Below are 21916 nucleotides of genomic sequence, written 5' to 3' on the forward strand. Positions count from 1 at the left end.
TATTTTTTTCATCGCGCATTCTTGCCACGACACAAAAGGAATACCGGACGTTATGAACATATTTCAATCGGACCAAGATTCTCCGGACAATCCGGCCAACCCTCAGGTCCCGCACTCTGGACGTGCGGTGATTTCCCGCAAGCTCAGGGAACTCTACGATGCTGTTCAGGAAGAAGGCATCCCTGACAAATTCCTCGATCTTCTCGAGAAACTCGATGAAGCCGAAAACAGAGCCAAAGACAAGGCTTCGGGGGAATGATGGCGAAAGAGCCGGAGCAGACAGAATACAATTTCAAACGGGAAATGCTGGCGGCACTGCCAAACCTGCGCGCATTCGCGATCTCACTCATCCGTTCGAGGGATCGCGCTGACGACCTCGTGCAGGATACGATCATGAAGGCCTGGGCGAAACAGGAGAGTTTCCAGCCTGGCACCAACATGCGCGCATGGCTGGTGACGATCCTGCGTAACGAATTCTACAGCCAGATTCGCAAGTCCGGCCGCGAAGTACAGGATACCGACGGGGTTTACACCTCGCGCCTGTCGGTGCCGCCAGAACAGCATGGTTCGGTCGATCTTCAGGATTTTCGTACGGCACTTGCAAAGTTGCCCGACGATCAGCGCGAAGCGATCTTGTTGATCGGCGCCTCGGGCTTTGCTTACGAAGAAGCAGCCGAGATTTGCGGGTGCCCGGTTGGCACGATCAAGAGCCGTGTCAGCCGCGCGCGATTGCGCCTGCAGGAACTTCTCGGCATCGAAAACGAAAACGAGTTTGGTCCTGACGCGCAGATGAGCGCCGTTACCGCCGCAGCCACCGCGCGCTGAGCTGGCAGAATTCGCAAAGCATTAGACGGGTAGGCTCATGCCTGCCCGTTTTTCTTCGCCGCGTCGTCAGATACCGGTCTCCTTGACCGACTGCATCACGACGAATGTCGAAGTGTTGGAAACCGATGGAAGGCTGGAGATTTTTTCGCCGAGCACCCTTCGGTATTTGCGGATATCGCTGGTGCGCACCTTCAGTAGATAATCGAAGGCGCCGGCGATCATGTGGCATTCCTCCACCTCCTTGATCTTGCGCACCGCCGTGTTGAATTCCTCAAGCGCCTTTTCGCGTGTGTCGGAAAGCTTGACCTCGGCGAAGGCGATATGGTCGACGCCCAGTTTCTGCGGATTGAGCACCGCACGGAAGCCCAGAATATAACCTTCATCCACCAACCGCTTGAGCCGCGTCTGGCACGGCGTCTTGGAGAGGCCGACCCTTTTCGACAGTTGCAGCACCGACATGCGCCCGTCTTCGCTGAGGGCCTCGAGAATCTTGAGATCGAAGTGGTCCAGATCGTCTGTTTTATGACTATTAGCCATGTGATTTCACGCCAATTTTGAATAATAAAAGTTCATATGGCCTGTTCTATCCTCAAAATAGGACCATAGCAATTTTTACGGCAATGATATTGTACACAGCAGAATGACAAGCGGCGAGCGGAGGACACGCTGCCGCTGACAGTCTGTCTTCAACAGCTTTTTCAGGATTTTCAGAATGGCCGATGGTGCAAGCAAAGCCGATGTAAACCCGCAGCAGACGGTGAACGGTATTTTCCAGAATTTTGCACCGCCCGTGCGCGAGCAGAGCCCGTTGCGCAAAGCAATTACCGCCGCTTACCGCCGCCCAGAGGAAGAGTGCCTGGCGCCTCTGATCGATGCTGCGACCGTCACGCCCGAGCAGGCCGCAGCCATTCGCACCACGGCAACCAAGCTGATCGAGGCGTTGCGCGCCAAGACGAAAGGCACCGGCGTCGAGGGGCTGGTGCAGGAATATTCGCTCTCCAGCCATGAGGGCGTGGCCCTGATGTGCCTTGCCGAAGCACTGCTGCGCATTCCCGACACCGCCACCCGCGACGCGCTGATCCGCGACAAGATCGCCCGCGGCGACTGGAAGTCCCACATCGGCGGCGGGCGCTCGCTGTTCGTCAACGCCGCAACCTGGGGTCTTGTCATCACCGGCAAGCTGACCTCGACGGTCAATGACAGCGGCCTTTCGGCGGCGCTGACCAAGCTGATCGCCAGGGCTGGCGAACCCGTCATTCGCCGCGGCGTCGATATGGCGATGCGCATGATGGGCGAGCAATTCGTGACCGGCGAAACGATTGGGGAAGCGATCAAGCGCTCGAAACCGCTGGAGGAACAGGGTTTCCAATATTCCTACGACATGCTCGGCGAAGCGGCGACCACCGCCAAGGATGCGGAGCGTTATTACAAGGACTACGAAAACGCGATCCACGCCATTGGCAAGGCCTCCGCCGGGCGTGGCATCTATGGTGGCCCCGGAATTTCCATCAAGCTTTCGGCCCTGCATCCGCGTTATGCCCGTGTGCAGGCAGAGCGGGTAATGGCGGAGCTTCTGCCGCGTGTGAAATCCCTGATGCTGCTCAGCAAGAAATACGATATCGGCCTCAACATTGACGCCGAGGAAGCCGACCGGCTGGAACTGTCGCTCGATCTTCTGGAGGAACTGGCGCTCGACAAGGATCTTGCCGGTTGGAACGGCCTAGGCTTCGTTGTGCAGGCCTATGGCCGCCGCTGCCCCTTTGTTCTCGACTACATCATCGATCTCGCCCAACGTGCCGGTCGCCGCATCATGGTGCGTCTTGTCAAGGGCGCCTACTGGGATGCGGAGATCAAGCGCGCACAGGTGGACGGGCTGGAAGACTTCCCGGTCTTCACCCGCAAAGTGCACACGGATGTCTCCTATATCGCCTGCGCCCGCAAGCTGCTTGCCGCGCGTGACGTCGTGTTCCCGCAATTTGCGACCCACAACGCCCAGTCCATGGCTACCATCTACCATCTCGCTGGTCCGGACTTCAAACTCGGTGATTACGAGTTCCAGTGCCTGCACGGCATGGGCGAACCGCTTTACAGCGAAGTCGTCGGCAAGAAAAAGCTCGATCGTCCCTGCCGCTTTTATGCGCCTGTTGGCACCCACGAGACGCTGCTTGCCTATCTCGTCCGCCGTCTGCTGGAAAACGGCGCGAACTCCTCCTTCGTCAACCGCATAGCAGATCCCGCCGTGCCGGTGGCTTCCCTGCTGGAAGATCCGGTCACCGTGGTCAAGGCTTACCCCGTTCCCGGCGCACGGCACGACCGCATTGCTGCACCCGCTGGTCTCTTCGGCCCCGAACGGGCAAATTCCGCCGGCCTCGATCTTTCGAATGAAACGGCACTTGCCGCGCTGGACAACGTCCTTAAGGCAGGTGCGACGACGGAATGGAAAGCCGCAGCACCGCATGCAGGCGGAAAGACACGCCCGGTCCTCAATCCCGGCGACCACAATGATGTCGTCGGTTATGTAACCGAACCGACAGAGGCCGATGTCGAAGCGGCAATGCAACGGGCCGCAGCCTCCAACTGGTCTTCCACGCCGGTCGAGGAGCGCGCCGCCTGCCTGGAGCGCGCTGCCGACCGGATGCAGGCCGAAATGCCGGCCCTGCTTGGCCTCATCATGCGCGAGGCCGGAAAATCCATGCCGAACGCCATTGCCGAGGTGCGCGAAGCGATTGACTTCCTGCGTTATTACGCAGCGGAAGCCCGGAAGACCTTCAAGGCCAACGAGACACCGCTCGGCCCGGTCGTCTGCATCAGCCCGTGGAACTTCCCGCTTGCCATCTTCATCGGCCAGGTAACGGCAGCACTGGTTGCCGGTAATCCGGTACTGGCAAAGCCCGCCGAAGAAACCCCGTTGATCGCCGCGCAGGGGGTACGCCTGCTGCATGAGGCAGGCGTTCCGCAGGACGCCGTGCAGCTTCTGCCAGGTGACGGCAAGACCGGTGCGGCACTAGTCGGCTCAGCGCTCACGGCGGGTGTGATGTTCACCGGATCCACTGAAGTGGCGCGGCTCATCCAGGGTCAACTCGCAGGCCGGGTTCTCGCAAACGGCCAGCCCGTTCCCCTGATTGCCGAGACCGGCGGCCAGAACGCCATGATCGTCGATTCCTCAGCGCTTGCCGAGCAGGTCGTCGCCGACGTCATCGCCTCTGCCTTCGACAGTGCCGGCCAGCGTTGCTCGGCGCTTCGCATTCTCTGCCTGCAGGAAGATGTGGCCGACCGCACCCTGACGATGCTGAAGGGCGCGCTGCACGAATTGCGCATCGGGCGCACCGATAGCCTTTCCGTCGATGTCGGCCCCGTGATCACCGCTGAAGCTAAAGGCATCATCGAAAAACACGTTGACAGCATGCGCGCACTCGGCCACCGGATCGAGCAGATTTCGCTTGCCGGCGAAACCGGCAAGGGCACCTTCGTGCCACCGACAATCATCGAGATGAAATCGCTCGCCGATCTTAAGAAAGAGGTCTTCGGGCCGGTGCTGCACGTCATCCGGTTCAAGCGCGACAATCTCGACCGGCTGATCGACGAGATCAACGCCACCGGCTATGGCCTGACCTTCGGCCTGCATACGCGTCTTGACGATACCATCCAGCATGTCCTGTCGCGCGTCGCGGCCGGTAATCTCTATGTGAACCGCAACATCATCGGCGCCGTGGTCGGCGTCCAGCCCTTTGGCGGGCGAGGCCTCTCCGGCACCGGCCCCAAGGCGGGCGGTCCGCTCTATCTCGGCCGCGTCACACAAACCGCGCCGAAGATCGACCGCGTTGCCAGCCAGCAGGACCAGGCGGCTGTCGATCTCGCCCGCTGGCTGGATGAAAACGGCCAGAGCGTTGCAGCCGAAGCCGCAAGACAGGCCGCAGCCCTATCCGGCCTCGGTTTCGAAACCGAACTGGCAGGCCCAGTCGGCGAACGCAACGTCTATGCGCTGCATCCGCGCGGCAAGGTGCTGCTTATTCCGGCCACGGAGCAAGGGCTCTATCGCCAGCTTGCGGCAGCGCTTGCCACCGGCAACTCGGTCGTTATCGATAATGCGTCGGGGCTGGAAAAGTCGATCTACGGATTGCCGGCAACCGTCACCTCGCGCATCACATGGGCTGACAGCTGGGAAAAATCCGCACCGTTCGCCGGCGCGCTGATCGAGGGCGATGCGGAACGTGTCGTTGCGATCAACAAGAAAATCGCCGCCCTGCCCGGTCCTCTGGTTCTGGTTCAGGCCGCCACGACGGAAGCGCTTGACCGTGAAACCCAGCCCTACAATCTCGACTGGCTGGTGGAAGAAGTCTCCGTCAGCGTCAACACAACGGCTGCCGGCGGCAATGCCAGCCTGATGAGCATCGGCTGATTATCTGGTTCCGGCAGGGTCTCGACCCTGCCGGTCCATCACATCACCCACCGATTTCACCACGACCGAAAAGCTGGTTCAGAACCTGCTCTTCAAGCCGCGCGAATTCCGGGGTGCCGTGTCGGCGCGGACGCGGCAGTTTCACATCGAGATCAAGGGCGATGCGCCCCTCATCAATCACGACGATGCGGTCTGCAAGTGCGACGGCTTCCGAAACATCGTGCGTAACGAGAACGGCGGTGAATTTCTGCTTGCGCCAGATGCGCTCCAGCAGAAGCTGCATTTCGATGCGGGTGAGCGCATCTAGCGCCCCGAGGGGTTCATCCAGCGCCAGAATTTGCGGATGCGCCACCAGCGCGCGTGCCAGCGCCACGCGCTGCTTCTGGCCTCCAGACAGGACATAGGGCCACTCGCCCGCCCGGTCCTTTAGCCCAACCTCTTCGAGAATGGCAAGCGCCTGCTCGTTCGCCGCCTCACCTTTGGCGATGCCGGTCAGGCCCACGGATACATTGTTTGCGATGCGCTCCCATGGCAGAAGGCGCGGCTCCTGAAACATCATGCGAGTGCGGCTCGATGCGTCTTTCGAAACGGTGCCGCTTGTGGGCGCATCAAGACCGGCCAAGATACGCAGAAGCGTGCTCTTGCCGCATCCACTCTTGCCGATAATAGCCAGAAACTCGCCTTCCCGCACATCGAGATCGATGCCGCGCAGAACCGGTTTATCGCCAAAGGTCTTTGTCACATTGCGGAAGCTGAAAGCGACCTTGCTGTCGTTCTGCTTGCCGCGCTGTTCAACCTTGGTCTCTGCCCCGGAAGGGGAGGATGATGGGGCATCGGGGCGTCTCAACGTCGTAACATTGCTGGTCGACATGGGTTACCTCAGACTTTCTTGAAGGCTGGATGCCACTGCAGGAAGATGCTTTCGAGGAAGCGGGCGAAACTGTCCGCCAGCTTGCCAAGAAGCGCGTAAATAAGGATCGACAGCACGACGACATCGATCAGCAGGAACTCGCGCGCCTGCATGGCCATGTAGCCGAGGCCGGAAGAGGAGGAAATTGTTTCCGCCACGATAAGCGTCAGCCACATGATGCCGAGCGCATAACGCAGGCCGGTGAAAATGGACGGCAGCGCGCCGGGCAGGATCACTCGCCGGAACAGGGTGAAGGGCGACATGCCATAGGTACGCCCCATCTCCACCAGTTGCGGATCGACCCCCTGAATGCCGAGCAGCGTGTTGATGTAGATGGGGAAAAACACTCCGAGTGCCACTAGGAAAAGCTTTGCCTCCTCGTCGATGCCGAACCAGAGGATGACGAGCGGAATGAGCGCCAGATGCGGGATGTTGCGGATCATCTGCAGCGTCGTGTCGGTAAAGCTGCGGGAAAACCGCGACAGTCCGTTGGCCAGCCCGAAGATGAAACCAATCGCGCCGCCAACGGCGAAACCGGCCAGAGCGCGAGCGGAGCTGACACCGATATTGGCGATGAGTTCCCCTGAAAGCAAAAGCCGCCAGAAGGCTTCCGCGACGGCAGAGGGAGCCGGCAGGACGTTTGCCGAAATGAGACCGACGCGGGCAGCAAGCTCCCAGCCGGCAAGAATGATGGCAGGAAGCAACCAGCCCGTGATGCTTCCAGCCTCGATACGCCTTCTGATGCTCATCGCGAAGCCCTCCGTATCCGGGATCAGTTGGTGGCGCCTGACCAGACGGCATCCTTGATGCTGATCTGCTTAGGGATCAGGCCCAGGCGATAAAAGCGGTCGGCAGTTTCCTGCTGGCTGGCAATGATCTTGTCATCGATTTTCGAAATACCGAATTCCGAACGGTTCGCAGCCAGCGTCTGCGCTTCCAGCGGTACACCTGTCACCTCATGCAGGGCTGCCGCAACCTTGTCGCGGTTGGCGGCGGACCATTTGGCCGCCTCGCCCAGGGCATCAAGCGTTATATTGATGGTGTCGGCATGGGATTTGGCATAGTCGCGGTTGGCGAGGAAATAGGTACTCACATTGAGAACCTCGCTGGTGCGGGCCAGAGTGACGGGCTTATAGCGCGTCTCGGCAATTGCATAGAACGGATCCCAGACGGCCCAGGCGTCGATCTTGTCGCTGGCAAAGGCTGCCGCCGCGTCAGCCGGGCTGAGATAGACCACGTCGATATCGCTAAATTTCAGGCCGTTCTTCTCAATTGCCGCCACCAGCAGATTGTGGGCGCTTGTGCCCTTGCCGACGCCGACCTTCTTGCCCTTCAGATCGGCAACCGACTTTATACCGCTCTCGGGCTTGGTGAAGATCGCCTCACCCTTACCGTTTGAGGGAAGAGCCGCAACGTAAACGATGGCCGAACCGGCCGCCTGACCGAAGATTGGCGGCGCATCGCCCGTCCAGCCGACATTGATGGAGCCAACATTCAAGGCCTCCACCAGCGGCGGGCCTGCGGTGAATTCGACCCACGAAACCTTGACGCCCTTGGCCTCAAGCGCCTTTTCGATAACGCCCTGTTGCCTCGCGATCACCGGCAGGCCGGTTTTCTGATAACCGATCTTCAGCTCTTCCGCCGCCTGCGCCTGCAAGGGCAGCACGGATAATGCAGCGGCAACAAGAAAACTGGCGGAGAGGGCACGACGGGTAATGGCTGGCATCTTAGCTCCTTGTCGCCGACCCCCTGGGGCCGGTTTGCGATATGGAGCAATGCTAGGGTTTTCGATGAAAACGATAGAGAGAGGATAATTCAATATGAGCGATATTGCGGGAATAAAATTCCGCAGAGACGCCTCTTTCCCGCAAATCGTCGCAGGAAGCATTACCAAGCCTGCTTAACAGACGAATGCCGGTGCGGACTGGCCGCACCGGCATGATGGATCAATATCGCTATCGAACGCGCAAACTTGCGAAGCGATTTACTCGATATCGAAGGAAACGCCCTGCGCCAAAGGCAGCGCCTTGGAGTAGTTGATGGTGTTGGTGGCGCGGCGCATATAGGCCTTCCATGCATCCGAACCGGATTCGCGGCCACCGCCGGTTTCCTTTTCACCACCGAATGCGCCGCCGATTTCCGCGCCCGAGGTTCCGATATTGACGTTGGCGATGCCGCAATCCGAGCCTTCCGAAGACAGGAAACGTTCCGATTCCTGAATGTCGCGGGTGAAGATCGACGACGACAGACCAGCGGCAACGGCGTTATGCGCGTCAATCGCCTGATCGAGATCGCTGTACTTCATCACATAAAGGATCGGCGCGAAGGTCTCTTCCAACACCGGCCCCGCCTGTTCAGGCATTTCGACAAGTGCCGGCTTTACATAATAGGCATCCGGCGCACCCGTATCCACTCGCCCGCCGCCATTCACCACGCCGTCATGCGCCTTGGCCGCTTCGAGCGCCTTCTGCATGCCGTCGAAAGCCGCCTTGTCCACCAGCGGTCCGACAAGCGCCGATGTTTCGAGCGGATTGCCGACGGATACGGAGGCGTAGGCCTTTTTCAGACGCGGCACGAGCTGGTCGTAAACACTGTCATGCACGAAGAGACGGCGAAGCGTGGTGCAGCGCTGGCCGGCCGTGCCCATGGCGCCGAAGGCAATGGCGCGCAGCGCCATGTCGAGATCGGCAGACGGGCAGACGATGCCGGCATTGTTGCCGCCCAGTTCCAGAATGGCGCGGGCGAAGCGCTTCGCCAGACGCGGGCCGACATCGCGGCCCATGCGGGTGGAACCGGTTGCAGAAACCAGGGGAACCTTGGGGTTGTCCACCAATGCTTCACCAACGGCGCGGTCGCCGATCAGAAGCTGCGACAGCCCTTCCGGCGCATCGCCAAAACGGGCTACGGCACGTTCGAAGATGCCCTGAACCGCAAGTGCCGTCAGCGGGGTCTTTTCAGATGGCTTCCAGACCACCGAATTGCCGCAGACTAGCGCGAGTGCCGCGTTCCACGACCAGACCGCGACCGGAAAATTGAAAGCGGAGATAACGCCGACAACGCCGAGCGGATGCCAGGTTTCCATCATACGGTGGCCGGGGCGTTCGGTGGCGATGGTGAGGCCGTAAAGCTGGCGGGACAAGCCGACCGCGAAATCGCAGATATCGATCATCTCCTGCACTTCGCCGAGACCTTCGGACGGGACCTTGCCCGCTTCCAGCGAGACGAGCCGACCGAGATCTGCCTTGAAGGAGCGCAGTTCTTCGCCCAGAAGCCGGATCAGTTCGCCACGGCGCGGAGCAGGCACGTTGCGCCAAATCTTGAAGGCGGCATCGGCCTTGTCGACCACGGCTGCGACACCCTCGACCGAAATGGTCTTGAGGCTTGCGATCTGTTCACCCGTTACCGGGCTGAACGACGCCATATCGCCGCCGGTATAAAGATCGCGGGCGACGCCCATTCTGTCGAGCAGGGCCGCGGCTTCCTGTTTCACGTCAAGCTTCGTGGTCGCATCCATGTCAAATTATCCTTTTTGGCTCAAAGGGGAGGAAAGGCCGTTTTTGATACGGCGCTTTCAACTCCCGTCGCTGTTCTTTCCCCGAATTTATCATTTTGTGAAACGGCGCCTCCGTCGAAGCCGGCAAAACACCATTCCATTCTTTCCCGTAATCATATATGGCCATAATGACCCTTTTCCAATGAGGAAAGCGGGTAGGTTGATGCGAGAATGGTATGGATCCGCGCAGAAGACTGGTCCCTGATATCGTAACCCTGCAAGCATTCGAGTGTGCCGCAAGGCATGGGAATTTTACCCGTGCGGCGGAAGAACTCAACCTCACGCAAAGTGCGGTCAGCCGGCAGATCGGCGAACTCGAGGCGCAGACCGGAATGCAGCTTTTCGAACGCATCCGCCGGCGCGTCGTCCTGTCGGAAGCGGGTCGCAAATTCCTGCCAGACGTGCGGCGCCTGTTGCAGCAATCCGAACAGCTGATGGTGCGCGCGGTCTCGGCCGGAACATCTCATGCATCACTTTCCGTCGCCACCCTGCCAACCTTCGGCAGCCGCTGGCTGATGCCGCGTCTGCACCGCTTCATCGACGCCAACCCGGAAATGACCATCACCATCGGCTCGCGCTCGCACCCTTTCGATTTCGATGAGGAAGGTTTCGACCTCGCCATCCATTACGGCCAGCCGGTCTGGGCGCACGGCACCTGCACCTTTTTATGCAACGAAGTGATCGTGCCGGTCGCCAGCCCCGCTCTGCTTCAGCGCGCGGGAATGAGAGAGCCGGAGGATTTTAACCGACAACCGTTGCTGCACGTGACCACACGGCCGAAACTATGGACTGAGTGGCTGGAGATGAATGGGGTAACGGCGGAGAATGCCTATAGAGGCAGCCGTTTCGACCAGTTTTCGATGATCATTGAAGCAGCCATAAGCGGCATTGGCTTTGCCCTTCTGCCGAAATATCTGATCGAGGCGGAACTCGTCTCCGGCCGTCTCGAAATCGTCTTCGACATTCCACTGCAAACCGACAAGAGCTATTATGTTGCCCTGCCGGAAGGGCGGCAGGACAATGTCCTTGCCCGCGCCTTCCAGGCATGGCTTCTCGATCAGGTCGGCAAGCCGGCCTAGATATTCACACAGTGCCGCCGATGGAAACCTCGTCAAGCCCCGGCAGATCGGGGCCGACCGGCACGATCCGGGTCGGAATTGAGCGCCTTGATCGAATAATAACCGCGCTTGATGTGGTCGATATTGACCGTGTCACGCACGCCCGGAATGTTTAGCACCCGCATCATATAGGCCTGCAGGGCCCGATAGTCGGCAATGCGGCGAAGGTTGCACTTGAAGAGGGCGTAATAGGCGGCATCGAAACGCACCAGCGTCACGAAAAGCCTGACATCCGTTTCCGTCAGGCGATCGCCGAAGAGGAAGGGACCGCCTGATGCCAGGCGAGTTTCAAGTTCCTGAAGTGTCGCGAAGACGTCGGCAAAGGCTTCCTCATAGGCAAGCTGGGTGGTGGCAAAACCGGTTCTGTAGACACCGTTGTTGAGGCGGGGATAGATATGGTCGTTGAGCGCATCAATCGCGTCCCGCAGATCTTCCGGATAAAGATCGATGCCGTTATCGGCCAGATCGCCGAAACCGGAATTCAGCATGCGGAGAATGTCGGCGGATTCGTTGTTGACGATGGTTTTCGTCTTCTTGTCCCAAAGAACCGGAACGGTGGCACGGCCGGTATAATGCGGATCGGCGCTGGTATAGGCTTCGTGCATATAAGCGAAGCCGTTCAGCCCGTCGCGATCCGAACCTGGATAATCGCCGAATTTCCAACCCTCGTCGGAGAGCGCCGGCTCCACAATTGAGACCGAAATGACATCCTCGAGCTTCTTGAGCTTGCGGCCGATCAGCGTGCGTGAGGCCCATGGACAAATCAGCGCGACATAGAGATGATAGCGCCCAGCCTCGGCCTTGAAACCGCCCTCTCCCGTCGGGCCTGCTGAACCATCAGACGTTACCCAGTTGCGGAAGCCGGATGTCTGGCGAACGAAACCACCCTTCTTGTCGGTCGCCTGCACCGGGTGCCATTCGGCGGTCCACTTTCCATCCACGAGCATTTTGGGCTCTCCATTCATCTATCGATGAAAAGCTTATGGGGCCGTCTGCACCCACCCCACAAGCCGCGCTTCGGTTGACGCACTGTTTCCGATCGATGGATGACTTCAAAGCCGATTGCGGAAAAACGGATTCCAGCGAACTGTGCCGAGCCTGACCCTTTCGCGGATCATCGTCAGAAGTCCCGATGCGGCGATGACACCCAGCCCAAGCACCGCGATCGCATCCGGATATTCGTGGAAGAAAGTCATGCCGATCGCCACGGCCCAGAGGATCTGAGAATAATGCGAGGGTGCAATCTGGCTGGCCGGCGCGATACGTGTTGCGACGAGCAGCGTTATCTGTCCCGTCGCCGTGCAGAGGCCGATGAAGGCAAAGGCGGCGAACTGGTGCAGATTGGGCATGACGAACTCGGGAATCGAGGCAATGCCGTTGAAGGTGAGGCCGTAGACCAAAAGCACGCCCATTATCGAGGTGCGCTTCTCCTTGCCCGCAAGCGAGCGGAGCAGCACGATGGTCATCGCCGCCAGGAATGCGACACCGATGGCTGCGACGTGCCCGAGTTCCAGCGCCTTGAAGCCGGGCCGCACGACGAGCAGAACACCGACGATGCCGGCCAGAACGGCCGCCCAGCGCCATGGCCCTATATCTTCCTTCAATACGACAGCCGACAGCACTGTCACAAACAACGGTGAGAGAAAGATCAGCGCATAGGCTTCGGCCAGCGGAATGGTGGTGAAGGCATAGATACCGAGAATACCGGCGAACAGGCCGGAAATCGCCCGCCCGTGCACCGCAAACGGACGGCTCATGCGCCAGAATTCACGCCACCTTTCCTCACGCGGCTTGCTGAAGAAGATGAAGATGCCGGAAAACAGGATGCTGAAAAAGCCGATCTCGAAAACGCTGATCTGTGATCCAAGCGACTTGATCGTGGCATCGCCCAGGGAAAAGGTCGCATAAGCGAACAGACCGAGCAGAAAACCCTTTTGCATTTGAACTTCCCCGAACAGCGACCGCAACGCAAAGCGCACCCCGGCCGCTTAAAGCAACCCGGACGCCCCTTAAGGGACAGACAGTCTGGCAGATTTGATCCTCACCCTATGGCTAGACCCGGCTACCTATGAGTGCAAGCCGCAAAAGCCGCAAAAACACCCGATCCGACCGCATCGATGCAGATGGCCGCAAGGTGCGGCAAATTTGTCCCGTCGACGCCATCATATCACCGTCACGGAAAGAGGTTAGCCCGTGTTGATCGTGGCGCTTGGCGGCAAGCGTGAAGGCGGCTAAACAATGTGGTGTGATTGCACCCGCTGATTTCGCCTGAAGCTTGCTGCGCGAACATCGCCTCACGAACCGAAAGGAAGAAGAATGCGGATAGTGATGATCGGTGCCGGTTATGTCGGCCTTGTTTCCGGTGCGTGTTTTGCCGATTTCGGCCATGACGTGATCTGCGTGGACAAGATGCCGGAGAAGATCGAAGCGCTGAAAAGCGGCCATATCCCGATCTTCGAACCGGGTCTGGAGGTCATCGTTGCCAACAACGCCAAGGCGGGCCGATTGAGCTTCACCACCGACCTCTCCTCCGCGGTTGCCAATGCCGACGTCGTCTTCATCGCGGTCGGCACGCCCTCGCGGCGCGGCGACGGCCACGCCGATCTCGGTTATGTCTATGCGGCGGCGAAAGAAATCGCCCATTCGCTTGACGGCTTCACCGTCATCGTCACCAAGTCCACCGTTCCCGTCGGCACGGGGGACGAGGTGGAACGCATCATCCGCGAAGAAAACCCTTCGGCCGATTTTGCCGTGGTTTCCAACCCGGAATTTCTGCGGGAAGGCGCGGCCATCGAGGATTTCAAGCGACCGGACCGCATCGTCGTCGGTCTTTCCGACGAGCGCGCCCGCCCGGTGATGACGGAGGTTTACCGTCCGCTCTATCTCAACCAGTCGCCTTTGCTCTTCACCACCAGGCGCACTTCGGAACTGATCAAATATGCCGCCAACGCCTTTCTGGCGATGAAGATCACCTTCATCAACGAAATGGCGGATCTGTGCGAAAAGGTCGGCGCCAATGTTCAGGATATTTCGCGCGGCATCGGCCTCGATGGCCGCATCGGCGCGAAGTTCCTGCATGCCGGTCCGGGTTATGGCGGCTCCTGTTTCCCCAAGGATACGCTGGCGCTTGCCAAGACCGCACAGGACTATGACGCCCCTGTGCGGCTGATCGAGACCACCATTGCCATCAACGACAACCGCAAGCGCGCCATGGGCCGCAAGGTCATCAACGCGGTGGGCGGCGACGTGCGCGGCAAGAAGATCGCGGTCCTTGGCCTGACCTTCAAGCCCAATACCGACGATATGCGCGACAGCCCGGCGATTGCCATCATCCAGACCCTCCAGGACGGCGGCGCCAAGGTGGTCGGCTACGATCCGGAGGGAATGGTGAATGCCCGCCATGTCATCGAGGATATCGACTATGCAAGCGGCCCCTACGAGGCTGCCGAAGGCGCCGATGCCGTCGTGATCGTGACGGAATGGAACCAGTTCCGCGCACTCGATCTGCCGCGCCTGAAGGCCATCATGAAAAACCCCGTTCTGGTGGATCTACGCAATATCTACCGCACGGACGAGGTCACCGGGCACGGCTTCGTTTATGCCGGCATTGGCCGCCCACACGACAGCAGTTCCGACAAGGGCCAATAGCGGTTTCGCCTTCGAAGTTTCATTAAAACGGTTTTTGCGCTTCGGTTCGGCCGCAAACGCACCAACGGATTTGGGATATAGTCATCATGCGTTATCTGGTTACCGGCACCGCGGGCTTCATCGGTTTTTACGTTGCCAAACGGCTGCTCGATGCCGGCCATTTCGTAACCGGTTTCGACGGCATGACGAAATATTACGATGTCAGCCTGAAAGAAAAACGCCATGCGATCCTTTCCCGCTCCAACGGTTTCAGGGCGGAAATCGGCATGCTGGAAGACACGGATGCGCTGAAGCGCGCGGCAGAGGCTGCCGAACCGGAAATCATAATTCACCTCGCCGCGCAGGCGGGTGTTCGCTACAGCCTCGAAAATCCACGCGCCTATATCGATTCCAATCTCATCGGATCGTGGAACATGCTGGAGCTTGCCAAGAACCTGCGTGTCAAACACCTGATGCTGGCTTCAACTTCCTCCATCTACGGCGCCAATGAAAAAATTCCCTTTGCGGAAAGCGACAAGGCCGACGAGCCGATGACGCTTTATGCGGCCACCAAAAAATCGATGGAATTGATGGCGCACAGCTACGCCCATCTTCACAAATTGCCCACCACAGCCTTCCGTTTCTTCACGGTTTACGGACCGTGGGGACGGCCGGACATGGCGCCAATCAAATTCGTCGACGCCATCTCGAACGGCGAGCCGATCGATATTTACGGCCAAGGCAATATGAGCCGCGACTTCACCTATATCGATGACCTCGTTGAAGGTATCGTCCGGCTGAGCCAGGTCATTCCGTCCGAGGAAAACCGGGTAACTGAGGAAGGCGTCACCGACACGCTGTCGCACCACGCACCCTTCCGCATCGTCAATATTGGCGGCGGCCAGCCGGTAGAGCTGATGCACTTTGTCGAAACGGTCGAAAAGACGGTCGGCAGGCCGGCAATCCGCAACATGTTGCCGATGCAGCAGGGCGACGTCCCCCGCACCTTCGCTTCACCCGATCTTCTGAGGGCCTTGACGGGCTATGTGCCGCAAACCCCGGTCGAGGAGGGCATCAAGGCCCTCGTCGCCTGGTATCGTGACATGCAGTCGACAGAGCTGCGCGAATAAATCAAAGCGTCGCTAGAAGACGATTTGAAAGCATACCGCCGGAGGCGCTCTGCATGGCGATCTTGGTTTCCACGGCTTCGATGATCGTATCGCTGAAATCGACATCGGTGAGGTCGCGAATGTTGGAGAGACCGCCGGGCGAAAACACGTTTACCTCCAGTATCTTGTCGCCGACAATATCAAGCCCGACCAGGAACATACCGTCTTCCACCAGCTTCGGCCGCATCATTTCGGCAAGCGCCACAATCTCGTCCGTCACCTTCACGGCCTCGGCAGTGCCCTTGGCGTGAATGTTGGAGCGCAGATCGCCTTTTGCCGGAACGCGGCGCAAAGCCGCATATTGTCCGTCGCGCATCAGAGGCTTGCCATTCATCATGAAGAACCGAATATCGCCATCCTTGGCGGCCGGCAGATAGGCCTGTGCAATCAAGTAACCTTCGAGACTGACCGCCTCGAAAATCTGGTTGAGATTGGCCTCCTTGCTGGAGCCGATCTTGAAGACGTTCTTGCCGCCTGAACCCTGCAGCGGCTTGACGATGACACCCTTAGGGTGGGTATCCGCAAATGCGCGTATTTCATCGACATTGCGCGAGATGATCGTGGTCGGGCGTACGATTTCCGGAAAGCTCTGGAAATAGAGCTTGTTCTGCGCCAGCGCCAATCCTTCCGGGTCGTTCAAAACCACAACGCCGCGCTGTTCTGCCAGCCGCCCGAACAGAATGCCGGCATGCACCGCCCATGGCCGCGTCGTCTGATCCAGCGAGGGATCGTTGCGCAGCATCAGCGCGTCGATTTCCTCTACATCCATGGTACGCCGTTCCAGTGCTTTGTCCTGAAGTGCCGCGTGAAAAGCATCGGCTTTCTTGTATTTGGCCTTCGGTAGAACGGTGGCGTGTACGGTCAGGCTATCATCCGAGCGCAAGGTAAAATCGCCAGGCGTCAGATACACCACCTCGTGACCGCGATTGAGCGCCGCCATGGCCAGCAGGCCGGTTGCGAAAGTAGGCCCCTCAGTTTCGATGGAATTGACGAAAAATGCGATACGCATAAGCCCCTCCTGTAATATTACAATGTCGCCAGTTCGGCGATGGATAATCCGGCCCGTATCTTTTCCAGCCGCTCATTGGCCTTGGCCGGCAGCAGAAAAGCGGGACGTACGCCCGGCGGACGCAAGAGGCCGCGCAAGGCAAGCTCCTGCATCACCGGGAAATGGGCAGCGGCAATCTTGCCCATCCAGAACGGATCGAGCGCGCCACCCTTGCGCAGATGCTCCAGCACCTCCGCAAGCCCACGCAGATAGATCGCGTCCTTGGAAAGACCGCCGCCACGATAGATGCGCAAAACCATGTTGAAGGCGCCAGCCTCGTCGAAACCATGATCGCGGGTCATAGTCCGGAACGTCTCAACAAAAGTCGCGCCGTCCAGCATGGCGGCGCAGCCGACGACACGGCCGGCGATCAGCCGCAGGCGCTCGCGCGTCATGCCGCCGGCCAGATGTTCCGCCAGCACTGCCAGCCCTTCCTGCACGCCCTCGTAACCGGAAAGGCCGGTGCGGAAGAGCCGGAGGCCCTGAAACGAACCGTTGAAATAGGTGAGGAGATGCACGCCGATCTCATGCGACAGCAGCGCCTCGACCCGGCGCTGTTCCATGACGGTGTGGCGAGAAATCAGGAGCTTCTCGCCCGTCACCATCAGGCCAGACGGCAGGTCATCCCTGATCTCGACACGCGCCTTGAATTCCGGCTCCTCCGCCAGATAGGTCTCGATCATCTCGCGCGATTTTTTGGCGACCGCATAACAATCGACCATGGCGATTTCGCCGCTCTCATCCTTGCGTGGGCAATCGGCAAGCACCTTGAGCGCCAGCGTCAGAAGCGCGGGTTCGACGGCACCGTAAAGGGCGCGGGAGAAATCGGTGAAAGTACGGCGATGCAGATTGGCGAGCATGGTCAGTTGCAGATCGATCTCCTGCTGTTTCTCCCGGTAGAGATGATAAAGCACCGGGTCTTCCAGATGATCGAAAACGACGGAATAGAGCTTGCGTTTCTGCTCCTCGACGTCAACGCCGAGCGGCCGGTAAAGCAGGCGCGGCGCATATTGGAAGCTGCCATCGCGAAATTCCTCGAAGGCCCGGCGGGCATTGATCGGCGTCACGGACAGAAGAAAATCAAAGGACGAGACGATGTCGTCTATTGAACGATCGGCACGTCTGACGGCATCAACGAAGGCCTTGCGGCCGAGCGCGCGATGGCTGGTAACCTTGAGTGCATCTTTACCGGCAGCGAATGACGAGAAGGCCTGAAGGCCGGCATCGAAAATATCCGCAATCATCGTCTCGCGCAGGCCGGGATAATCGGCGCCGGATTCAGGCTGTCGGTAGATCGGCGCGAAACGCACGCTGATGCAGGGAAAATCAAGCCCGGCATTTTGAAATCTGAGGATCGGATCGGCATCCGGTTCGGGCCGGGTTATGCGGGGCGTGCGGAAACGCACTTCGGCATCACAAACCGCCTTAATGAAAACACGGCGTGCACTTTGCGTTTCCGGCTCAGATGTTGCCGAGACGGAAACCTCATAATGCGGCAGGAAAGGTGAATCGTCAGCGAGCAGAATGTCGTGTTCCAGTTCGCCGATATCGAGAACCATGAAGGCGCCGAAACGTTCGCGCATGGCCGTGCCGACGGCTGCAATCAGGGGTGCAGCCTCCTGAATGCTCGATGCGATCAGATAAGATGCATGCGCAGAGGCGATATCGCGGGCCGCAAGGTCCTTCGTGCCACCAGTCAGATGCAGGCAAAGAAACGGCAGCGGCCGGTCGATATGCAGCCGGCCGTTCTTTCCGACATCACGACGGACGGCTTTGCCGGCCTCAAGGCAGGCGACGACATCGTCTACCAGCTCGATAACCTGTAACGGTTCACCACGCGCCGAGGAGACGTTCATCGCCGCGCCCTCAGGCATTCTTCGAGAACCGGCTGAAGTGCGGTGATAGCGTCGCGAATATCGGAAACGACGCGCTTATCCGGCTTACCGGTCCACTCGTCCATGAAGAATTTCTTGAACTCCACTGCGATGGCGCAGCCGTTCTGCGCAAAACGCTCGTGAATAAACCGGGTCTGCTCACCCTTGCCCTGAAAGGCGACGTTCTCGCGTACATCAAGGCGGCGTCCGCCGATGGTGGCTGTCGCAAAATGATGGCCCACCGCACTGACGACGTCACTCCAGCGGCTGCGATCCATGGAAAATGTGCCGATATTGATATCAGGCGCTTCCGCCTGGGGCGTTTGCGGCGCTGTAGCGCCCTGCCGGCGATGATTGTAGCTGTGTATGTCCAGCACGACAAAAGCACCATGCCGCCGCTCGACGGTTGAAAGAACTGCTTCGAGCATTGCGTAATAGTCGGCATGAAAATCGAGCGATTGCCGGGTGGCCTCTTCCGGCGGCTCCTGTTTCCAGACCTCCAGCCCCCAGGATTGTTCCGGCTTCAGATAAACTGCCTGATCGGCGAACCGGTTGAGATCGATTTCGAAACGCGAATGGTGAACGACAATGCGGTTTGTCATTCCCGCGATCATCTCGCCGGTAAAAGGGTCTTCCTCTCTCAGCCGCTGGTCGGCGGAAAGAGCCATCAGCGAGGCTATGTCCGGGCGAATGAGATGACCATCATGAATGGCCGTGCCGATGATCGGTGAATTGCCGAAGTCGATCGACCAGAAACCCTTGTTTTCGTCGTTGCCGCGGCACTCGCCGTCACTGTGTCTGGCTGTCATGCTGCCTCCCCTGCATCTGGGCTAAAACAGCACGACTTGCCGGTTTGTTCCGATAAAAATTGCGCGCGATACATTTGTCCTTGGCAAGAATCCGCCTGAAAAAATGCGGAACCATACCGGAAAGCTCACGTTGTTCTGGCAGGAGGGCCGCCGTGTCAAACGGACACGATGGCGCTGAAGAACATCGGGATTTTTCCGTTTTCTCCCGGTGGCCAACGAAATGGCAGCCGAGCTTCTTACCCATCCGGCGCCCTCCGTCCCCGCTTTCCACGCACAAGGAACCGCGACATGGAAAAGACCGAAACGCGTAAACTTGCAGAAGAATATCTGCGGCTCGGCGGCACCCGTCAGGTCATGATCGACGACAACAAGACCTTCGTGCGCCAATGGGAAGACGAACCGGCAGAAGCCGAGACCTTCTGGCAAACGAATATCGAAAAGCTCGATCCGGAGCGCCGTGAGGATGTGGAGTTTTTTCTGCCCTCCGTGAATTCGGACAAAGACGAAAACAGATAAACAGGAAGGAAACAGACATGACTGCCATCAACACTGCAAAAATCGTCATTCTCGCAACGGACGGCTATGAGCGTTCGGAACTGCGCGTGCCATATGATCAGCTGAAGGCCAAGGGCGCGGACGTCAAGATCGCCTCGATCAAGGATGGTGAGATCAAGAGCTGGGACGAAAAGAACTGGGGCGACAGCATCGCCGTCGATATGTCCGCGAAGAACGTCAGCGCCAATGATTTCAATGCACTCGTCCTGCCCGGCGGCCAGATCAATCCGGACGTATTGCGTCATGACGAGGATGCAATGCGCGTGGTGCGAGATTTCGTCAAATCCGGCAAGGTCGTGGCTGCCATCTGCCATGCCCCTTGGCTTCTGGTTGAAGCAGATGCCCTGCGCGGTCGTGACGCGACCTCCTATTGGTCGATCAAAACCGACCTGAAAAATGCCGGCGCCAACTGGAAGGACGAAAAGGTTGTGACCGATAAGGGCATCATCACGTCTCGCAGCCCCGATGATCTGGACGCCTTCGTCGCCAAAATCATCGAGGAGGTCGAAGAAGGCAACCACGAGCGGCGCGCTGCCTAAGGGCCGTAAAGCGGAAAAAAACCAGAGCGCATCCGGCCTATCCAAAATGGCCGGATGCGCTCTCTGTCTTTGTTTGTTCGCATTTTCCAGACGTAACCCGCCAGGCGTTTCCACCGTAAATGCCCTGCACCTTTCAGGAAAACTCCATGCCCACATCGGAACTGACGAAGGAACGCGACCTCAGGGAATCGAAACCCCTTTGGGCCGACACGCCACGCATAGGCCTCCGCACCAGAAACACCCCGAGTTCCGACCATTACGATACGATCGTCGTCGGCGCCGGCATCAGCGGCGCGCTTGCCGCCCATGCGTTGCAGAGACCGAGGCAATCCATGCTGATCGTCGACCGGCGTGATCCGGTGATGGGCAGCAGTGTCGCCAGCACTGCGATGATACAGCACGAGATCGACACACCCCTGATCGAGCTCAGAAAGATGATCGGCAAGGATGCTGCTGATCGGGCGTGGCAGCGCTCCGCGCGCGCCGTGCTGCGGCTGGAGGAAATCGTTTCTTCGCTTGGCATTTCCTGCAGCATGGCGCGCAAACAGGCGCTTTATCTTGCCGGAGACGAGATGGGTTTGCGTGCATTGAAGGCCGAAGCGGCAGCGCGCGAAGAGGCCGGGATCGAGGCCCGCTTTCTCGACACCGCAGAACTTAAAAACGACTATGCGATTGAGCGGACAGGGGCGATCCTCAGCGATATCTCCGCTTCCGCCAATCCGGCGCAGCTGACGGCAGGCCTGTTGCGCCACACAGCGGGCGCCGGCGCTGAGATCGTTTCACAACTTGAAATCACCGATCTTCGAAATCTCGGTGACGAGGTGGTCGTCGCCACAGCACAGGGCGAAATCATTTCCGCGCGCAATATCGTTTTCTGCACCGGATACGAATTCCTGAAATCGCTCGAAAGCCCGAAACACCAGATCATCTCCACCTGGGCGCTGGCGAGTGCGAAGGGTATCGATCTGCCGGACTGGCTGAATAGCCACATCCTCTGGGAGGCTTCAGATCCCTATCTCTACCTGCGCACCGACCGGGACGGGCGCCTTATTGCCGGTGGTGAGGATGAAGAGAACTCCACATCCTACCTGTCTGAGAGCAAGCTTGCCTCCAAGGCGGATGCAATCAAACGCAAGATCGAAAAGCTTCTTGGCGTCGACATCGGCGAACCCGAATATCGCTGGGCGGCCGGCTTCGGCACGACCACCACGGGCCTGCCGCTGATCGGCGCGGTTCCCGGCATGAAGAACGTTTATGCCGTCATGGGCTTTGGCGGCAACGGCATCACCTTCAGCCAGATCGCCGCCGAGATAGTCGCCGCTGCCGTTAATGGTGGCAAGGACCCCGACGCCGATCTCTTCCGTTTCGACTGATGCCGCTTGTCATCCTATATGCGGCGGAGCGTCTGCTGGAATATAAAACGTTGCGCGCAACAGAGCCGGAACCATAGGGGCTCCGAAAGGTTTGTCTCCCGTGCGCAATGGCGTACA

Annotated in this window: 19 protein-coding genes and 1 pseudogene; 9 read left to right on the forward strand and 11 right to left on the reverse strand. The window is 59.1% G+C overall.

Translation table 11 applies throughout. From position 1 onward, the window contains the following. Positions 1 to 52 precede the first annotated feature (52 nt). Together QE432_RS03040 and QE432_RS03045 are read left to right on the forward strand one after the other, a co-directional pair. A complete protein-coding gene (locus QE432_RS03040; RefSeq protein WP_004432062.1) occupies positions 53 to 259 on the forward strand; it encodes a NepR family anti-sigma factor in 207 nt (68 codons plus the stop codon). Beyond that, on the forward strand, positions 259 to 825 hold the full coding sequence (locus QE432_RS03045; protein WP_004432061.1) for an RNA polymerase sigma factor: 567 nt from the start codon (positions 259 to 261) through the stop codon (positions 823 to 825). Before QE432_RS03040 ends, QE432_RS03045 begins: the two co-directional genes overlap by 1 nt. A gap of 66 nt (positions 826 to 891) precedes the next feature. On the opposite strand, the gene QE432_RS03050 is transcribed toward QE432_RS03045, so the two are convergent. After that, positions 892 to 1362, reverse strand: coding sequence for an Lrp/AsnC ligand binding domain-containing protein (locus QE432_RS03050; protein WP_004432060.1), 471 nt, complete (start codon positions 1360 to 1362; stop codon positions 892 to 894). 175 nt (positions 1363 to 1537) lie between these two features. Here QE432_RS03050 and putA point away from each other — a divergent pair, with 175 nt between their 5' ends. Continuing rightward, entirely contained in the window at positions 1538 to 5224 is a 3687-nt protein-coding gene (gene putA, locus QE432_RS03055; protein ID WP_004432057.1) for a trifunctional transcriptional regulator/proline dehydrogenase/L-glutamate gamma-semialdehyde dehydrogenase, read from the forward strand. A 43-nt stretch (positions 5225 to 5267) separates the two neighbouring features. Here putA and QE432_RS03060 read toward each other — a convergent pair whose 3' ends face one another. From QE432_RS03060 to amaB, 4 genes are all read right to left on the reverse strand, one after another. Then, entirely contained in the window at positions 5268 to 6095 is an 828-nt protein-coding gene (locus QE432_RS03060) for an ABC transporter ATP-binding protein (protein WP_004432043.1), read from the reverse strand. Positions 6096 to 6103: 8 nt separating this feature from the next. Continuing rightward, a complete protein-coding gene (locus QE432_RS03065) occupies positions 6104 to 6883 on the reverse strand; it encodes an ABC transporter permease subunit (RefSeq protein ID WP_004432039.1) in 780 nt (259 codons plus the stop codon). A gap of 23 nt (positions 6884 to 6906) precedes the next feature. Further along, positions 6907 to 7860 (reverse strand): aliphatic sulfonate ABC transporter substrate-binding protein, encoded by a 954-nt coding sequence (locus tag QE432_RS03070; protein ID WP_004432036.1) that lies wholly within the window; start codon positions 7858 to 7860, stop codon positions 6907 to 6909. Positions 7861 to 8118: 258 nt separating this feature from the next. Continuing rightward, entirely contained in the window at positions 8119 to 9648 is a 1530-nt protein-coding gene (gene amaB, locus QE432_RS03075; RefSeq protein WP_013762124.1) for an L-piperidine-6-carboxylate dehydrogenase, read from the reverse strand. A gap of 215 nt (positions 9649 to 9863) precedes the next feature. Here amaB and QE432_RS03080 point away from each other — a divergent pair, with 215 nt between their 5' ends. After that, positions 9864 to 10766, forward strand: a complete 903-nt coding sequence (locus QE432_RS03080; protein WP_004432029.1) for a LysR family transcriptional regulator — start codon at positions 9864 to 9866, stop codon at positions 10764 to 10766. 4 nt (positions 10767 to 10770) lie between these two features. On the opposite strand, the pseudogene QE432_RS03085 reads toward QE432_RS03080, so the two are convergent. Continuing rightward, a pseudogene (locus tag QE432_RS03085) lies at positions 10771 to 11752 on the reverse strand (glutathione S-transferase family protein). A 105-nt stretch (positions 11753 to 11857) separates the two neighbouring features. Then, complete coding sequence (locus tag QE432_RS03090; RefSeq protein WP_004432025.1) at positions 11858 to 12745, reverse strand: DMT family transporter; 888 nt, start codon at positions 12743 to 12745, stop codon at positions 11858 to 11860. Between the two features lie 376 nt (positions 12746 to 13121). On the opposite strand from QE432_RS03090, the gene QE432_RS03095 reads away from it, so the two are divergent. After that, positions 13122 to 14453, forward strand: coding sequence for a UDP-glucose dehydrogenase family protein (locus tag QE432_RS03095; protein WP_035252640.1), 1332 nt, complete (start codon positions 13122 to 13124; stop codon positions 14451 to 14453). Positions 14454 to 14539: 86 nt separating this feature from the next. Continuing rightward, a complete protein-coding gene (locus tag QE432_RS03100; RefSeq protein ID WP_004432021.1) occupies positions 14540 to 15562 on the forward strand; it encodes an NAD-dependent epimerase in 1023 nt (340 codons plus the stop codon). Between the two features lies 1 nt (position 15563). Here QE432_RS03100 and QE432_RS03105 read toward each other — a convergent pair whose 3' ends face one another. Genes QE432_RS03105 through QE432_RS03120 form a run of 4 tightly spaced genes read right to left on the reverse strand, consistent with a single transcriptional unit; the run spans position 15564 to position 19576 of the window. Next, positions 15564 to 16610, reverse strand: a complete 1047-nt coding sequence (locus QE432_RS03105; RefSeq protein WP_004432010.1) for a glutathione synthase — start codon at positions 16608 to 16610, stop codon at positions 15564 to 15566. 17 nt (positions 16611 to 16627) lie between these two features. Further along, the gene (locus QE432_RS03110) at positions 16628 to 18505 is read right to left on the reverse strand and encodes a flavohemoglobin expression-modulating QEGLA motif protein (protein ID WP_306623349.1); all 1878 of its coding nucleotides are present in this window, start codon (positions 18503 to 18505) and stop codon (positions 16628 to 16630) included. Further along, on the reverse strand, positions 18502 to 19332 hold the full coding sequence (locus tag QE432_RS03115; RefSeq protein WP_004432005.1) for an N-formylglutamate amidohydrolase: 831 nt from the start codon (positions 19330 to 19332) through the stop codon (positions 18502 to 18504). The genes QE432_RS03110 and QE432_RS03115 overlap by 4 nt, the downstream gene beginning before the upstream one ends. Next, positions 19313 to 19576 (reverse strand): hypothetical protein, encoded by a 264-nt coding sequence (locus QE432_RS03120; protein WP_075807788.1) that lies wholly within the window; start codon positions 19574 to 19576, stop codon positions 19313 to 19315. The genes QE432_RS03115 and QE432_RS03120 overlap by 20 nt, the downstream gene beginning before the upstream one ends. Before the next feature lie 44 nt (positions 19577 to 19620). Here QE432_RS03120 and QE432_RS03125 point away from each other — a divergent pair, with 44 nt between their 5' ends. From QE432_RS03125 to QE432_RS03135, 3 genes are all read left to right on the forward strand, one after another. Next, on the forward strand, positions 19621 to 19848 hold the full coding sequence (locus QE432_RS03125; RefSeq protein ID WP_004431991.1) for a hypothetical protein: 228 nt from the start codon (positions 19621 to 19623) through the stop codon (positions 19846 to 19848). A gap of 17 nt (positions 19849 to 19865) precedes the next feature. Further along, a complete protein-coding gene (locus QE432_RS03130) occupies positions 19866 to 20426 on the forward strand; it encodes a type 1 glutamine amidotransferase domain-containing protein (protein WP_004431989.1) in 561 nt (186 codons plus the stop codon). 146 nt (positions 20427 to 20572) lie between these two features. After that, positions 20573 to 21799 (forward strand): NAD(P)/FAD-dependent oxidoreductase, encoded by a 1227-nt coding sequence (locus QE432_RS03135; protein WP_306623351.1) that lies wholly within the window; start codon positions 20573 to 20575, stop codon positions 21797 to 21799. The last annotated feature ends 117 nt before the right edge of the window (positions 21800 to 21916 follow it).

It is taken from the genome of Agrobacterium sp. SORGH_AS_0745 (genome assembly GCF_030818995.1).
Taxonomy (GTDB): Bacteria; Pseudomonadota; Alphaproteobacteria; order Rhizobiales; family Rhizobiaceae; genus Agrobacterium; species Agrobacterium tumefaciens.

Coding starts and splice junctions, on each gene's coding strand:
- QE432_RS03040 (WP_004432062.1), top strand. CDS start 53: ATGAACATATTTCAATCGGACCAAGATTCTCCGGACAATCCGGCCAAC.
- QE432_RS03045 (WP_004432061.1), top strand. CDS start 259: ATGGCGAAAGAGCCGGAGCAGACAGAATACAATTTCAAACGGGAAATG.
- QE432_RS03050 (WP_004432060.1), bottom strand. CDS start 1,362: ATGGCTAATAGTCATAAAACAGACGATCTGGACCACTTCGATCTCAAG.
- putA (WP_004432057.1), top strand. CDS start 1,538: ATGGCCGATGGTGCAAGCAAAGCCGATGTAAACCCGCAGCAGACGGTG.
- QE432_RS03060 (WP_004432043.1), bottom strand. CDS start 6,095: ATGTCGACCAGCAATGTTACGACGTTGAGACGCCCCGATGCCCCATCA.
- QE432_RS03065 (WP_004432039.1), bottom strand. CDS start 6,883: ATGAGCATCAGAAGGCGTATCGAGGCTGGAAGCATCACGGGCTGGTTG.
- QE432_RS03070 (WP_004432036.1), bottom strand. CDS start 7,860: ATGCCAGCCATTACCCGTCGTGCCCTCTCCGCCAGTTTTCTTGTTGCC.
- amaB (WP_013762124.1), bottom strand. CDS start 9,648: ATGGATGCGACCACGAAGCTTGACGTGAAACAGGAAGCCGCGGCCCTG.
- QE432_RS03080 (WP_004432029.1), top strand. CDS start 9,864: ATGGATCCGCGCAGAAGACTGGTCCCTGATATCGTAACCCTGCAAGCA.
- QE432_RS03090 (WP_004432025.1), bottom strand. CDS start 12,745: ATGCAAAAGGGTTTTCTGCTCGGTCTGTTCGCTTATGCGACCTTTTCC.
- QE432_RS03095 (WP_035252640.1), top strand. CDS start 13,122: ATGCGGATAGTGATGATCGGTGCCGGTTATGTCGGCCTTGTTTCCGGT.
- QE432_RS03100 (WP_004432021.1), top strand. CDS start 14,540: ATGCGTTATCTGGTTACCGGCACCGCGGGCTTCATCGGTTTTTACGTT.
- QE432_RS03105 (WP_004432010.1), bottom strand. CDS start 16,610: ATGCGTATCGCATTTTTCGTCAATTCCATCGAAACTGAGGGGCCTACT.
- QE432_RS03110 (WP_306623349.1), bottom strand. CDS start 18,505: ATGAACGTCTCCTCGGCGCGTGGTGAACCGTTACAGGTTATCGAGCTG.
- QE432_RS03115 (WP_004432005.1), bottom strand. CDS start 19,332: ATGACAGCCAGACACAGTGACGGCGAGTGCCGCGGCAACGACGAAAAC.
- QE432_RS03120 (WP_075807788.1), bottom strand. CDS start 19,576: ATGGGTAAGAAGCTCGGCTGCCATTTCGTTGGCCACCGGGAGAAAACG.
- QE432_RS03125 (WP_004431991.1), top strand. CDS start 19,621: ATGGAAAAGACCGAAACGCGTAAACTTGCAGAAGAATATCTGCGGCTC.
- QE432_RS03130 (WP_004431989.1), top strand. CDS start 19,866: ATGACTGCCATCAACACTGCAAAAATCGTCATTCTCGCAACGGACGGC.
- QE432_RS03135 (WP_306623351.1), top strand. CDS start 20,573: ATGCCCACATCGGAACTGACGAAGGAACGCGACCTCAGGGAATCGAAA.